The 12,840-nt window shown below is 35.5% G+C and carries 12 protein-coding genes; 7 read left to right on the forward strand and 5 right to left on the reverse strand.

The window, feature by feature from the left end; all coding sequences use genetic code 11:
• Positions 1-30: 30 nt before the first annotated feature.
• Positions 31-792: a murein L,D-transpeptidase catalytic domain family protein gene (locus IV494_RS10635; protein WP_196080116.1), complete on the reverse strand. Its 762-nt coding sequence runs from the start codon at positions 790-792 to the stop codon at positions 31-33.
• 216 nt (positions 793-1,008) lie between these two features.
• Here IV494_RS10635 and IV494_RS10640 point away from each other — a divergent pair, with 216 nt between their 5' ends.
• From IV494_RS10640 to IV494_RS10650, 3 genes are all read left to right on the forward strand, one after another.
• The gene (locus IV494_RS10640) at positions 1,009-1,176 is read left to right on the forward strand and encodes a hypothetical protein (RefSeq protein ID WP_196080117.1); all 168 of its coding nucleotides are present in this window, start codon (positions 1,009-1,011) and stop codon (positions 1,174-1,176) included.
• 202 nt (positions 1,177-1,378) lie between these two features.
• The gene (locus tag IV494_RS10645; RefSeq protein ID WP_196080118.1) at positions 1,379-4,045 is read left to right on the forward strand and encodes a TonB-dependent receptor domain-containing protein; all 2,667 of its coding nucleotides are present in this window, start codon (positions 1,379-1,381) and stop codon (positions 4,043-4,045) included.
• 32 nt (positions 4,046-4,077) lie between these two features.
• A complete protein-coding gene (locus tag IV494_RS10650; protein ID WP_196080119.1) occupies positions 4,078-4,581 on the forward strand; it encodes a hypothetical protein in 504 nt (167 codons plus the stop codon).
• A gap of 73 nt (positions 4,582-4,654) precedes the next feature.
• Here IV494_RS10650 and IV494_RS10655 read toward each other — a convergent pair whose 3' ends face one another.
• On the reverse strand, positions 4,655-4,837 hold the full coding sequence (locus IV494_RS10655; RefSeq protein ID WP_039350714.1) for a CPXCG motif-containing cysteine-rich protein: 183 nt from the start codon (positions 4,835-4,837) through the stop codon (positions 4,655-4,657).
• A 95-nt stretch (positions 4,838-4,932) separates the two neighbouring features.
• Complete coding sequence (gene msrB, locus IV494_RS10660) at positions 4,933-5,445, reverse strand: peptide-methionine (R)-S-oxide reductase MsrB (RefSeq protein ID WP_230380104.1); 513 nt, start codon at positions 5,443-5,445, stop codon at positions 4,933-4,935.
• A 258-nt stretch (positions 5,446-5,703) separates the two neighbouring features.
• On the opposite strand from msrB, the gene IV494_RS10665 reads away from it, so the two are divergent.
• Positions 5,704-6,948, forward strand: a complete 1,245-nt coding sequence (locus tag IV494_RS10665; protein WP_039350711.1) for a DUF445 domain-containing protein — start codon at positions 5,704-5,706, stop codon at positions 6,946-6,948.
• A gap of 6 nt (positions 6,949-6,954) precedes the next feature.
• Here IV494_RS10665 and IV494_RS10670 read toward each other — a convergent pair whose 3' ends face one another.
• Complete coding sequence (locus IV494_RS10670; protein WP_196080121.1) at positions 6,955-7,965, reverse strand: quinone-dependent dihydroorotate dehydrogenase; 1,011 nt, start codon at positions 7,963-7,965, stop codon at positions 6,955-6,957.
• A 102-nt stretch (positions 7,966-8,067) separates the two neighbouring features.
• On the opposite strand from IV494_RS10670, the gene IV494_RS10675 reads away from it, so the two are divergent.
• Positions 8,068-8,562: a hypothetical protein gene (locus tag IV494_RS10675; RefSeq protein ID WP_196080122.1), complete on the forward strand. Its 495-nt coding sequence runs from the start codon at positions 8,068-8,070 to the stop codon at positions 8,560-8,562.
• Between the two features lie 155 nt (positions 8,563-8,717).
• On the opposite strand, the gene IV494_RS10680 is transcribed toward IV494_RS10675, so the two are convergent.
• Positions 8,718-9,707: an IS110 family RNA-guided transposase gene (locus IV494_RS10680; protein WP_196080123.1), complete on the reverse strand. Its 990-nt coding sequence runs from the start codon at positions 9,705-9,707 to the stop codon at positions 8,718-8,720.
• A 335-nt stretch (positions 9,708-10,042) separates the two neighbouring features.
• On the opposite strand from IV494_RS10680, the gene IV494_RS10685 reads away from it, so the two are divergent.
• Together IV494_RS10685 and IV494_RS10690 are read left to right on the forward strand one after the other, a co-directional pair.
• The gene (locus IV494_RS10685; RefSeq protein WP_196080124.1) at positions 10,043-11,584 is read left to right on the forward strand and encodes a glycine--tRNA ligase; all 1,542 of its coding nucleotides are present in this window, start codon (positions 10,043-10,045) and stop codon (positions 11,582-11,584) included.
• Positions 11,585-11,686: 102 nt separating this feature from the next.
• A complete protein-coding gene (locus IV494_RS10690; protein WP_196080125.1) occupies positions 11,687-12,826 on the forward strand; it encodes a serine hydrolase domain-containing protein in 1,140 nt (379 codons plus the stop codon).
• The last annotated feature ends 14 nt before the right edge of the window (positions 12,827-12,840 follow it).

Raw genomic sequence — 12,840 nt, forward strand, 5'->3', positions numbered from 1 at the left:
GGTCAGCAATTGTTAACCGGGATTTTTATATTAAATAGTTTCGTCTGTCTTCAGCCATTTTGAACTCGACAGGTATTGAACGTCTGGATAGTAAATAAAAAGACAATTCTTTCCTTTAATTGTGTTGATAATTGGTTCTGCCAAAGCTCTGGGAACGGCAGGACAACCCCAACTTCGACCAATTCTATGTTGTGTTTTGATAAAGTCGTCGCTTACATAATCTGCACCGTGCATTACAATCGCACGTTGTAAAGCGGCGTCGTTATATCCAGAATCCATTCCTGATAACTTCAATGAATACCCATTATTTCCGTTATAAGTGCTTTCTGTTATATAAAAACCAAGACTTGTTTGATAAGAACTTTCAGTATTTGAAAATTTTTGTGCAAATTCTTCTCCTGTGTTTTTTCCGTGTGCTACCAAAGAGTTAAAAAGAACTTTCTTCTGATCGAGATCAATTACCCAAAGTCTTTTTATTGTAGAGGAAATCGAGAAATCGCAAATGGTCAGTAAATGAGAATCTTCGTTTAATTTTCCGGCTTTTTTAAGATTTTCAAAACCTAAAAAAGCTTTTAGAAAGACTTCTTCCTTCAATATATTGATGTTCTCGAAAGATAGATCAGTATAAATCTCCGTTGCAATTTCTGCGGAGGATTTTTTTTCGGAATTTGAGATTGATTTTGCGGGTTCAACTTTTAGATGAGTTTCTGTTTTAGTGGTTTTTGAATCAAGGCTGTAGAAGGATGTTGAAACTAAAAAAACAGAAATTAATGTTAAAAGGACTTTCTTCATTCTATATTATGTTAAATGATTTTGACTGGGCAAAAATACAATTAATTAACTGTCAAGCAATTGAATCGATATTTTTTAACTTAATTTAAGAAGGTTTAACACAATGCTGTTATTCAATTTATATTCATTAATTTTGCAAAAGCATGTCAGGAACTTTGAAAATATTTTTAATTGTCATGGGGTTGAGTATCTTTATTCTTCCCAAACAGATGATTTTTGCTCAAACTAAAGTTGAATGTTGCGACCAGAAATCAACGAAAGACGATTGCTGCAAAACTGAAAAAACAAAAACTTGTCATTCAGAAAATTCAAAAACGAAGTCCGAGAAAAATAATTGTGGTGACGATTGCACGCAATGTCATTCCTGCTCCGTTCATTTTGTAATTAATTTTATTTCTCCAGAATCAAAAACCTTTCTAACTCAGCATTTTCACTCCCAAATATTGAGTTTTGAGTATAGAAATTTTTATTTTTCATCTTCTTTTCAAAACATCTGGCAACCGCCAAAATTAGTTTAATACCTTAAATAACAGCCAAAAGAATGTTCTTTTGGAATTCCTTATTGTCATTAAACTTAATTTAAAAAATGAAAATTTTATTTAAAAGTCTCTTACTTTTTTCTTTTCTAATTACGTCCTTCCTATTTTCGCAAACCATCACAAAATCTACTTTCCTCGTGAAAGGCGAATGTACAATTTGTAAAGAAAGGATCGAAACCTCGGCTAAAAAATCAGGTGCGACAACCGCAGTTTGGAATGTTGATTCTCAAAAACTCGATCTGGAATTTGATCCTGCGAAAATTTCAGCAGACCAAATTTTAAAAAACATTGCCGAAGTTGGTCACGATAACGAAAAATACAAAGCAAAAGATGATGTTTACGAAAAACTTCCCAGTTGTTGTCATTACAAAAGAGAACCTTCTTTCCTGAAAAATGCGATTTCAGAACAACCTATTAAAAAAGAAAATCAGTATTTCGTTCGCGGAAATTGCAGTTCATGTAAAGCGAGAATTGAAAAGGCTGCTTCAACTGCAGGTGCTGATTCCTCAATCTGGGATCCACAAACTCAGATAGTGACTCTTAATTTTGACCCTTCGAAAACTTCAGCAGAGCAAATTTTGAAAAAAATTGCAGAAGTTGGTCATGATAATGAGAAATTTCTGGCGAAAGATGATGTCTATAAAAAACTTCCTGATTGTTGTCTCTATGACCGAACACTACCGTTTGGAGTGAAAAGTTCCCTTGTTCATGACGATGAAAATCCGGAAGCCAAAATTGAAATTGAAGATGATGCAGATCATGTTAATAAATCAATTGAAGAAGTTCGAGTGACTAAATTAGCCGATGCAACTGCGTTGAACAGAAAAGAAACCGGTCTTACTTTCAATATCAGCAGCAAAGAATTATTGAAAGCTGCATGTTGTAACTTATCTGAAAGCTTTGAAACCAACGCAACGGTCGATGTTTCCTTCACTAATGCGGTAACAGGAACGAAGCAACTAAAAATGCTTGGTTTAGACCAAAAATATACGTCTTTGACCAAAGAACTTTTGCCATCGATTCGTGGTATAGCCGCACCTTACGGATTGAATTTAATTCCCGGAAGATGGATTGGCGGAATTCAATTGACTAAAGGTGGAAGTACTGTTGTTAATGGGTATGAAAGCATTACAGGACAAATCAATACCGAACTTTTAAAACTTCAGGATAAACCAGAAACTTCACTGAATGTTTTTGCAGACGTCAATGGAAGAGTAGAAACTAATATTACCTCCACTTCACAACTCAACGAACACTGGAATCAATCGGTTTTATTGCATGGAAACGCCACTTTAACAAAAAAAGATTCTAATCATGATGGTTTTTTAGATCAGCCAACTGGAAATCAAATCAACGCAGCTTATCTTTTGAATTACAATGATTTAGAGCATTCAGGATTAGGTTCTCATTTCGGAATCAGTTTTGTGAAAGATGAACGATTCGGCGGACAAACTGCTTTTGATAAAAAAATAGATCGCTCACAACAAAATGCTTACGGAGTTGGCATCAATCTTTCCCGATTTGAGATCTGGAATAAAACCGGCTATGTTTTCAAAGGCAAACCTTACCAAAGTATCGGGTGGATGAACCAGTTTACGACACATCAACAGGATAGTTTTTTTGGTCAGCGGAATTATTTTGGGAATCAAAATACGTTCTACTCTAATTTAATTTTCGAAAGTATTATTGGGAACACCAACAATAAATTCAAAACCGGAGCGAGTTTCTTATACGATAAATATGACGAAGATTATCTGACTCAAAATTATAAAAGAACAGAAACAGTTCCCGGGTTATTTTTCGAATATACTTTGACAGGCGTAAAATATACTTTGGTTGCAGGAGTTCGAACCGATTTTCACAATTTAGCAGGAACGCAGTTTACACCAAGAGTTAACTTTAAATATGATCTAACGCCAAAAACAATTCTTCGTCTTTCTGCGGGACGAGGCTTTAGAACTGCGAATATTTTTGCAGAAAGTCAGCAATATTTCGGATCAAACCGACAAATTGAGATTTTAGGAAACGGCGGGAAAATTTATGATTTAAAACCAGAGATCGCCTGGAATTACGGTGCAAGTCTTCAACAGGAATTTAAATTGTTTAATCGAAAAGCAAGCGTAGTTGCAGATTTCTTTAGAACAGATTTCCAAAATCAAGTTTTGACAGATTTGGATGTTTCGCCACAAAAACTGGTTTTTTATAACCTCAGCGGAAAATCTTTTGCGAACAGTTTTCAGACTCAACTGGATCTGATTCCTTTAAAAAATTTAGAGGTTAGATTGGCTTACAAATATTACGATGTAGAAGCAGATTTCATCGGTGGGAAAAGAGAAATTCCGTTTATGGCAAAAAACAGAGGATTTTTCAACGCTTCTTATTCTACAGAAAAAACAGAAAAAGGAGCATTCTGGAGTTTTGATTCTACGCTTCAATTAATTGGAAAACAGAAACTTCCAAACCTCAATTCTAATCCTGAAGAATACAGATTACCGGAATTTTCTAAAAGTTACACGACTCTTAATGCACAAATCGCCAGAAATTTCAATAAAAATATTCGCGCTTATGTAGGTGGAGAAAACTTGACAGGCTACACGCAAAACAATCCGATTATCGATCCACAAAATCCGTTTGGAAATTACTTTGATGCAGGAATGGTTTACGCACCAATTATGGGCGCAAATGTATATTTCGGTCTTGATTTTAAGTTTTAATAAAAATCCTTACTTTTGAAAAAATAGAAAATATGAAAATACTTCCGTTAATAATAGCAAGCGCGGCACTTGTTTACTCGTGCGATAAAAAAGAATCAACTTCAAAAGAAAATTCAGAAATAAGCGCACCGAAAACTGATTCTGCAAATGGTACAGAAACTGCTTCGGCAAATGTCATCGATCAAAACGCAGAATTAGTTGCACAAGTTCCTGCAAATGCAGTTGCGGCAAATACTCCCAGAGAAAAACCGGCTCTGAATCCTGCACACGGAGAACCTTATCACCGCTGCGAAATTCCTGTGGGAGCACCGATTGACAGTGCACCTCAACAAAATGCTGCGCCACAAGTTGCTTCACCGCAAATGCAAACCAGTACTACCAATTTTAATACAAATCCAATGTCACCATCAATGTCTGGTCCGGTTGCTACACCAGTTTCTGAACCACAGGCAACAGGTCCGAAACCCGCATTAAACCCAGCGCACGGAGAGCCTCATCACCGATGTGACTTACAGGTTGGTGCACCTTTGACGTAAATAAATCTCAATTTTAAACATAAAAAAATGCAGCGTAAATGGCTGCATTTTTTGTTTTTAAATCTCTTGAAATTTATTGCTCTATATCCCGCGCTTCAAATCCAACCAACTCTTCACCTTCAAAACTTACCTGCAATTCTATAGGATTGCAGCAAACTTCGCAGTCTTCAATGTACGTTTGATTAGATACGGAGGGATCCAACAAGGCGGAAATTTCTTCCCAACAGTAGGGACAGGTATAAAAATGTTCTAACATGATCTAAGAATTATTTTTAGATAATCTTCACTAATCTAAATAAAAATTGCTCAAAGAAAATCCATCGTTGAGCAATATTATTTTGAAGGCGATTGTTATTTCGCAGCTGTTTTATTATCTGCAACAAAATCTAAGCTGACAGAATTCATACAGAAACGCGTTCCTGTTGGTGGTGGTCCATCATTGAAAACGTGGCCTAAATGTGAATCACAACGTTTGCAAAGGACCTCAGTTCTTTCCATTCCGTAAGTGGAATCTCTTTTATAAATAACTCCGTCTTTCTCTGCTTCAAAAAAACTTGGCCATCCGCAAGTTGAGGAAAATTTAGAGTCTGAACGGAAAAGGTGATTTCCGCAAACTGCGCAGTAATATTCACCCAACGCGTCGAAATTGTTATATTTTCCCGTTCCCGGTCTTTCAGTTTCAGCTTCACGCGACACCGCATAAACTTCTGGACTTAGAATTTTTTTCCATTCAGAATTAGCAACATTTAGTTTCGTATGGTCTGTTCTGGAATAATATGGGTTGTTTTTCGTACTTGAATTTTCCATTGATTTTGATTTTTCGGTTGAGTTCGATTTTTGCGGTTGTTTAACTTGGGAACACATTTGCATAGAAATGCAGAATAGTAAAAAGACTAGTGGTTTCATAAATGTTGACATTATTTTATATTTTAATTTGAATTACTAAATAGCTTTTAAATTGATATTCTTTAATTTAAAAGAGAAAGTGACACCAAATAAAATACGATTTTTGAGTACAAAAGGTTTGCCATGAATGAGGTAATTTTCTATTTTGTTAAAGAGAAAAACAAATAAATCAGATGTTACGTCTTGAAAAAATTTAAAATTCACTAATTTGGCTGAATGAACGACGAGCAGAAAAAACGACAACTACGGAATTATAAAATGTTTGCCACAGGACTTTTTGTTTTGATGGCAATTCTATTTGTAGTCATGACGATTTTGGAAAAGAAAAATCATGCGCACTGGATCGGTTATATTCGGGCTTTTTCAGAAGCTGCGATGGTCGGAGCTTTAGCAGACTGGTTTGCGGTGACTGCGCTTTTCAATTATCCACTTGGAATAAAAATTCCACACACGAATTTAATTGAAAACAGCAAGGAACGAATTGGGGATAATCTGGGAAATTTTGTGGTTGAGAATTTCTTGTCGCCACAAAATATTCGACCTTATATTCAGAAAATTAAGATCTCAAATTTCGTGGGAGACTGGCTTTCGAAAGAACGGAATCAGGAAAATTTAATGAAAGAGGTTTCCACAATTATTTTAGACATTTTAAATAAACTCGATGATACCGAAGTGGTAAATTTCATTGGTAAAAAGGCAAAAGAAATGTCTAATGATCTGAAAATTAACGAAATTATCGGAAACGGAATTGAATATATCCTCGATAAAAAAGACCATCAAAGATTCATCACCAATCTTTCCAAACAGATCAAGGATTATGTTTTAAATAATCAGGAAATGGTAAAAAACAGAGTTAAGAAGGAAAGTTATTTTTTGGTCCCGAAGTTTGTTGATGATGGCATCGCGGATAAGATCACGAAAGGTCTGTCTAAATATTTTGAAGAAGTTGAGTTGGATGAAGACCATCCTTTGAGAAATGAGATCACTGAGAAACTTTATTCTTTTTCTACAGAAATTAAAACAGAGGAAAAATGGGTTGAAGAATTCAGAGACATTAAAAACGATTTTCTGAAAGAAGAAAAAATCAATCAATACTCCACAGACATCTGGAATTCTATCAAGAAATCTTTAACGAAAGAATTAGAGGAACAAAATTCTACTTTGAAAAATTACATCCAAAGAAATCTTGCCGAACTTTCTCAAAATTTAAAAACCGACGAGAAATTTCAGAATAAGATCGATCACTGGATTCGGGTAACTGCTTATAAATATATTTTAAAAAATACACATCAATTTGGAGCATTGATCAGTTCTACCGTCGGAAACTGGGAAGGAAAACAGCTGAGCGAAAAACTGGAACTCGAAGTCGGAAAAGATCTGCAGTTTATCCGTGTGAACGGCACAATTGTGGGTGGTTTGGTTGGATTGGTAATTTATACCGTGGCAAATTTTTTCATTTAGAAACTTTTACAAACCTTTCTCTAAAATCTTTTTATTAATCTCCCGAATCAATTGCGGTCCTTCGTAAATAAATCCGGTATACAATTGCACTAAACTTGCGCCAGCTTCCAATTTTTCTAAAGCATCTTCCGCAGAATGAATGCCACCAACACCGATAATTGGAAAAGCTTTTCCGCTTTTTTGGGAGAGAAATCGAATAACTTCTGTGGATCTTTTTGTTAAAGGTTTCCCGGAAAGTCCGCCTGTTTCTTTTTTATTTTCTGAACTTAAATTCTCCCGCGAAAGTGTGGTATTTGTTGCGATCACTCCAGCAATTTGCGTTTCTTTTACAATATCGATAATATCTAAAAGTTGATCATCACTTAAATCTGGTGCAATTTTGAGAAGAATTGGCTTTGGATTTTTCTTCGTTAAATTTAATTGCTGCAAAGTTCCGAGCAATTTAGTTAAAGGTTCTTTGTCCTGAAGTTCCCGAAGATTCGGCGTATTCGGCGAACTAACATTCACTACAAAATAATCGACAACTGGAAATAATTTCTCGACACAAATGATATAATCACTGACCGCTTCTTCATTCGGCGTCACTTTATTTTTACCAATATTTCCACCAATCAAAACGTTTTTATTCCTCTTCAATCGTTCTACCGCCGCATCTACTCCACCATTATTAAAACCCATTCGGTTGATGATCGCAGAATCTTCCTTCAATCGAAACAATCGTTTTTTAGGATTTCCTTCCTGTGCTTTCGGTGTTAAAGTTCCTATTTCTACAAAGCCAAATCCGAGGTCTGAAAGTTCATTAAACATTTTCGCGTCTTTATCAAATCCTGCAGCCAAACCAACCGGATTTTTAAACTTCAAACCGAAAACTTCTCTTTCCAGTCTTTTATCTTCAATCGGTTTTGGCAGAAACAGTTTTGATAAAAGAGGAAAATTCTTTAAAACAGAAAAAGTAAAATAGTGTACTTCTTCCGGATCAAATTTGAAAAGTATTGGACGAATAAAGGATTTGTACATGAAAAAAGAGTTTGACAAATATAAGAAATTCAAATATTTTATAAAGGTTGAAAATAACGATCAGGTTCAAATAATTTTGATATTTTAGCAAAAAAAGATATTATGAATAAAATTCTACTTTTAGGTGGAATGCTTTGCGTTCAAAGTTTATTTTCCCAAGTTGCCTTATCTAGTAATAAATTAATAAAAGATGGTAAGACTTATAAAATGTCTCAGTATGAGCAGGTTTTTCAAAAGTCAGAAGCGCTTGAAAGTATGAAAAAAGCCAGATCCAATAATACGGTAGCCAGTATTTTAGGGTTCGGTGGCGGGGCATCTCTCGGATTTGGGGTCGCTCAACTTATTGCTAGTGGAACAACGAGAACAGCGTACGACATTTTCGGAAATCCATACACCATTAAACCTGATAATAACGATGCCTGGATATTAGCAGGTGCAGGTGCTGCAGCAATCGTGCTGGCAATTCCTCTATCGGCCGCTGGTAAGAAAAAAGTAAATGAAGCTATCCAGATTGAGAACGGAGAATCCAGTGCTTTTACACCATATTTTAAAATACAAACGGCGGGAAATGGTTTGGCTCTGAGTTATAATTTTTAAATAACATTTAATTTAAATACTAATAAAGGCGGAATGTGATTTCAGTCTTTTTCTTTATTTTTTTGCTTTTAAAAGTCAATCAATTTACAGCAAAACTTTTCTTATAAAACCAAATCGTAACCAGCCCTGATGTTCTATGTTACTTTGCAAATTATTTAGGTTAAAATTTTTAAGTTTTTTTGATAATCTTGTTGATATGCAATTTTGTTTTTCACAACACCAAAACAAATCCTTAAGAGTTTATTACAAACAGCGATCAATGCTACTTTTTTTGGTTTCCCTTTTGCCAATAGTCGCAAATAAAGTTCTTTGCAAGGTGCGTTATGTTTCATAGCCGTCCTGGAACAAACATACAACATACCTCTAATATGAGTTTTGGAAGTTCTGCACTTACCCGGAGAGTAGGATTTTTTACCTGATTGATAAATTCGAGGAGCAAGTCCAAAGTATTTAACTAATGATTTTGCGGAATGAAAATTTTTAAAACCAGAAGTTGCCGTCATTAGCTGAAGAGAAGTTTTCTCCCCAATTCCCGAAACACTTTGTAATAAATCTTTTATTTCTTTAAATTCTTCATCCTGAAGTTGTGGAAGACGCATCTCTACTTCCTGAATCTCTTTTCCCAACTGTTTAAGTCTTTTCTCATAATGCTTTTCAGTGTTAGGATTAAGATGAGGGTTATAACGGATTGCTTTTAGCTTTACAGCATACCGACGTTTTTCTTCCTCAAGATCATTCAGCAATTTTATTTCCTGATCCAGATGTTCAACTTGAATACTCTTGGGTACATAAATATCTGGCCGAAACATCTCTCCATAAAGCCGGATGAGTTTAGCATCCTCCGCATCGGTTTTGGTAATGATGTTTTTCATCCTGGAAAAATGTTTTACAGACATGCAGTTGATCAAACTGGATTCAAAACCTTTTTCCAACGAGAGATGAAGAAGACGACTGCTGTAATTACCTGTCGCTTCAATAACGAAACAATAATCTTCAGTAGAAATTTTCTTCAGAAAAACTAAAATCGAGCGCTGATTATTTTCAATATTATGCACTTGATCTTTATCACAGTGGTCATTGAAACTTACCGTTAAAAATTTTGCTCCAACATCGACACCAATCACTTTTTTTAATAAATTTGACATACAATGATTTTTTAAAAAGAGGCTTTCTTCTGATCCACCATGGTAAAAGTTCTTACCAACAATGTTCTATCCGGATTTGGAAGAAAACAGCAGCAGGGGAATAAAATCAGGGGCGATATCTTAGTATCAACGCAACGTCGGCCTTTATCCTGCTGCTTTTACTCTTTGGTTAATATTATTAACCAAATTATTAATTATTTTTATTAATACAAACTTACCATCGAAACGGCATCCTTTTGCGGAACGAAGTGAAGTAAAAGATAGAGTGGAGAGCAGGATTAAGCTCAAAAGAAAATAGATTTAAATTCCTTATTTTTGCACAAATTCTAAAAAAGATGGCTAAACAGGAAGATGTTTTCAAAAAAATAATTTCGCACGCGAAAGAGTATGGTTTTATTTTTCCTTCAAGTGAAATTTATGACGGTCTTTCGGCGATTTACGATTATGGACAAAATGGAGCGGAACTGAAAAACAACATCAAACAATATTGGTGGAAAGCAATGGTACAGCTCAATGACAACATTGTGGGAATTGATACTGCGATTTTTATGCATCCAACAATTTGGAAAGCTTCGGGTCATGTTGATGCTTTTAATGATCCTTTGATCGATAATAAAGATTCGAAAAAACGTTTCAGAGCCGATGTTTTGATTGAAGATTACTGCGCAAAATTAGAAGATAAAGCAGATAAAGAAATTGAAAAAGCTGCCAAAAGATTTGGGGATGCTTTCGATAAAAAAGAATTTGAGAGCACGAATCCACGTGTTTTAGAATATAGAGAAAAGCAGAAAACGATTCTTTCGAGAATGGCGCAATCTCTTGAAAAAGAGGATCTTGGCGACGTGAAAGCATTAATTGAAGAGTTGGAAATTGCTGATCCGGAAACCGGTTCTAAAAACTGGACAGATGTTCGTCAATTCAACTTGATGTTCGGAACGAAATTAGGCGCTTCCGCAGATTCTGCAACAGATTTATATTTGAGACCGGAAACGGCACAGGGAATATTCGTGAACTTTTTAAATGTTCAGAAAACTTCCCGTCAGAAATTACCTTTTGGAATTGCCCAAATCGGAAAAGCCTTTAGAAATGAGATCGTTGCAAGACAGTTTATTTTCAGAATGCGGGAATTCGAACAGATGGAAATGCAATATTTTGTACCTCCAGGAACAGAATTAGGTTTTTATGAAACCTGGAAAGAAAAACGTTTGAACTGGCACTTGGCTTTAGGATTAGGCGCAGAAAACTATAAATTCCATGACCATGAAAAATTGGCGCATTATGCAAATGCTGCGGCTGATATTGAATTTAAATTCCCTTTTGGCTTTAAGGAATTGGAAGGAATTCACTCCCGAACAGACTTTGATCTAAGTGCACATGAAAAACATTCCGGTCGTAAACTACAGTATTTTGATTCCGAAAGAAATGAAAACTACGTTCCTTATGTGGTAGAAACTTCGGTTGGTTTAGATCGATTATTCCTGGCGATTTTTTCTAACTGTTTGAAAGATGAAGTTTTAGAAGACGGTTCGGAAAGAACAGTACTTTCCCTTCCTCCAGCTTTAGCTCCATATAAAGCGGCGATCTTACCATTGATGAAAAAAGATGGTTTAGCAGAATATGCGCAAACTATTTTTGATGATCTGAAATTTGATTTCAATCTATTTTACGAAGAAAAAGATGCCATTGGAAAAAGGTACAGACGTCAGGATGCGATCGGCACACCTTTCTGTATTACGATCGACCACGATTCTTTAACTGAAAATACGGTGACTTTAAGAGATCGGGATACGATGAAACAGGAAAGAGTTGCTGTTGCAGATCTGCGCAGAATTATCGACGAGAAAACGAATTTTAGAAACTTGCTTTCTAAGATTTAAGGTTTTACGAAATACCTTTACTAAAAGTTCTGGAGAAATCTGGAACTTTTTTCTTTTTAGACATTTCCATTAATATGATTAAATTTGTTTCAAAGATTTGAAATGTTTAGAAAATTTCTGAAAGGAGTCTTAGTAGTATCGGCTGCGTTAATTGCACTTTCTTATACGTTCGGCTATAGTTATTTGTTCAAAGGAATTCGCGAAACTTATTTGCGCGGAGAAACGGGTTCCAACATTAATGACGGCACTTATTTTTCCTCACATACTGTTGCAAAAGGACAATCTATCCCTTGGGAAAAAGACTCCGCTTATAATAAAAACGCTTTGCCGAAAGCTTTAGTTGAAGATTTAAAGAAATCAAAAACGGCTTCTTTTTTAGTTATAAAAAACGGAAGACTCTTGCATGAGGAATATTGGGACGGTTATAATCAAAACTCCAAAACCAATTCTTTCTCAATGGCAAAAGCCGTGACCGTAATGCTTGTAGGAAAAGCGATCGAGCAGAAAAAGATCAAAGGCTTTGATGAGAAATTCTCTGCTTTTTTTCAAAATTATGATAACGTACAATTCGGAAAATATTTGACGCTCAATAATTTAGCAGAAATGGAAGCCGGATTAAACTGGAATGAAGATTACAACAATCCTTTTCTTCCCAATGCGAAAGCGTATTACGGCAAATCCTTGGAAGAAGCAGTTCTTCTGCGTGGATTTAAAGATCAACCCGGAACGAAGTTCGAATATCAATCAGGTGCAACGCAGCTTTTGGGTTTTGCCTTGAGAAAATCAGTCAATAAAACGATAGCGGAATATGCCTCTGATAACTTATGGCAACCACTTGGAATGGAACAAAATGCAGAGTGGAACACTGATGATTTCGGCATGGAAAAAACCTTCTGCTGTCTCAATTCAAGTTCAAGAGATTTTGCGAAACTCGGCCAGCTCTTTTTAAATGATGGTAAATTTAATGGTAAGCAAATCCTGAATTCAAATTTCATAGAAGAAATGCGAACTCCTACCAAATTGTCAAAAGAAGCTTATGGAATGGGTCTCTGGATCAATAACGATTCATCGATCAAGCATTATTATTTCCGGGGAATTTATGGACAATATATCATCATCATTCCAGAAAAACAAATGATCATCGTACGCACAGGAATGGATAAAAGGGAAACTTTCGATGAGAAGCACCGTCCAAAACAAGTCGAGCTCTATGTGGATGAAGTGGTGAAAAATTATAATTAAAGAGCGACAAACCG

It is taken from the genome of Kaistella gelatinilytica (genome assembly GCF_015679325.1).
In the GTDB taxonomy this organism is placed as follows: domain Bacteria; phylum Bacteroidota; class Bacteroidia; order Flavobacteriales; family Weeksellaceae; genus Kaistella; species Kaistella gelatinilytica.